The organism is Falsiroseomonas sp. RANM36, assembly GCF_056682175.1.
This window is the reverse complement of sequence record NZ_JBWXTD010000003.1, coordinates 1,304,243-1,306,222: the sequence shown is the minus strand read 5'-3', so window position 1 is coordinate 1,306,222 and position 1,980 is coordinate 1,304,243. Positions and strand designations below refer to the sequence as shown.

The following is a 1,980-nucleotide window of genomic DNA, read 5'->3' as shown; positions in this document are numbered from 1 at the left end:
GCGGGGGGGGGGGGGGGGGCGGGCGCGGCGGGGGGGGGGGGCCCCCCCCCGCTTTAGCGGCGATACGCGCGCCCGGGTCCTAGCCCGGCTCCACCCGGATGATCCGCGCGCCGGAGGGCTCGTCGGTCAGCAGGTAGAGCAGGCCGTCCGGCCCCTGCCGAACATCGCGCACGCGGCGCCCGACCGGGATCGTCTCCTCGCCCCGCACGCGGCCGGCCGGATCGAGCCGGATGCGCCGCACATCCTGCCCGCGCAGCCCGCCGGAGAAGAGGTCGCCGCGCCAGGCGGGGAAGCGGTCGCCGGTGTAGACTGCAAGGCCCGAGGGCGCCGTCGTCGTCATCCAGACCAGCACCGGGTCCGTCGTGCCCGGCGCGCTGCGGCCGACGCCGATCTGCGCACCGCCGCGATACTCCGTGCTGTGGGAGGCGACCGGCCAGCCATAGTTCCGGCCCCGCTCGATCCGGTTCAGCTCGTCGCCGCCCGAGCTGCCATGCTCGTTCGCCCAGACCGCGTTGCGGATCGGGTCCCAGGCGATGCCCTGGCTGTTGCGGTTGCCGACGGTCCAGATCTCCGCGCGCGCATCGGCGCGACCAGCGTACGGGTTGTCAGCCGGCGCGCTGCCATCGGCATTGAGCCGCAGGATCTTGCCGAGGTGGTTCGACAGGTCCTGCGCATTCTCCCGGATCAGGCGGCCATCCAGCGTGTTGGGCGGGTTGCCGCCATCGCCGACGGTCAGCAGCAGCGTGCCGTCCGGCAGGAACAGGATGCGGCTGCCGAAATGCGCATTGGCCGGCTTGTCCCGGTTCACCTCGAAGACCACCCGCACGTCGCGCAGCGTGGCGCCGTCCAGCACCGCGCTGGCCAGCCGCGTGCGGTTCGCCTGCGCCGTGCCATGCGCGTAGCTGAGGAAGATCGTGCGGTTGCGCGCGAAATCCGGGTGCAGCGCGACATCGAGCAGGCCGCCCTGGCCCTGCGCATGCACCGCTGGCACGCCGGCGACCGGCGTGGGATCGAGCACGCCGTCGCGGAGGATGCGCAGCCGTCCCGGACGTTCGGTGACCAGGATCGCGCCATCGGGCAGGAAGGCCATGCCCCAGGGCCGCTCCAGCCCCTCCGCCACGGTCGCCAGCCGCACGCCCGCCACCTGTGGCGGCTGCCCCTCGCTCAGAACTGGCTCCGCCTGCGCCGCGCCCGCCACAAGGCAGGCCAGCAGCGCTCCGCGCAACGCACGCATCCTCGTTCTCCCGGCTCGTTGCGGCGGGAGGTTGGGCAGGCCCCGCGGGGCTTCAAGGGCAGGCGGTGGGCGGGTCGCGGCCGGTGTCGAGGAAGTCCGCGAGGCAGGCACCGAAGATCGCGTCGAACTCCGGCTCCTGCACGCCGCCATGGCCGATCGGCGCGGGCGGATGCTCGACCACCAGCGCGGGCCGGCCGAGCCGCGCCGCGGCGGCGCGGAACAGCGCGGCGCGGCGGGCGGGATCGGGGCCCCAGGGATCGTCGGCGAAGAGGAACAGCGCCCGCCGCGCCGGCGCATCCGGCGAGGCGGCCTCGAGCGCCGCGGCGAAATCGGCCAGCGCCTGCGGGCGGCGTTCCACGCTGCGGCCATGCGCCGCCGGCGCGGCGAGCACCACGCCATCCGCCAGCCCCGGATACCGCAGCGCGCCGCGCGCGACGACGGCGCCGCGGCTCTCGCCGAGCAGCACGATCCGCCGATAGCCGAGGCCGCGCAGCGCCGCGGTGCCGGCCGCCAGCCGCTCCGCCCCGGCCAGCAGCGGGTCCGGCGCGCCGACCCGGTCGAAGCGCCAGAGATCCCAGCCGGCGCCGGCCAGCCGGCGGCTCCATTCGGGCGCCGCAGGGGGAAGCGGGTCGCGGGTGAAGGGATGGATCCAGACCAGCGCGCCGGCCGCGGCGGCGCCGCCGCCCCGGGGCCGCGGCGGGTCGCGGCGGCGCGCCCCCCCCGCCCCCGCCCCCCCCCCCCCCGAC

The 1,980-nt window shown here is 76.7% G+C and carries 2 protein-coding genes; both read right to left on the bottom strand.

Annotation, left to right across the window (positions count from 1 at the left end; genetic code table 11):
* Positions 1–79: 79 nt before the first annotated feature.
* Entirely contained in the window at positions 80–1,225 is a 1,146-nt protein-coding gene (locus tag AC1MIR_RS11090) for a PQQ-dependent sugar dehydrogenase (protein WP_480028215.1), read from the bottom strand.
* A 61-nt stretch (positions 1,226–1,286) separates the two neighbouring features.
* Positions 1,287–1,980, bottom strand: a 694-nt coding sequence (locus tag AC1MIR_RS11085) for an alpha/beta fold hydrolase (protein WP_480028214.1), incomplete at its 5' end; no start/stop codon positions are given.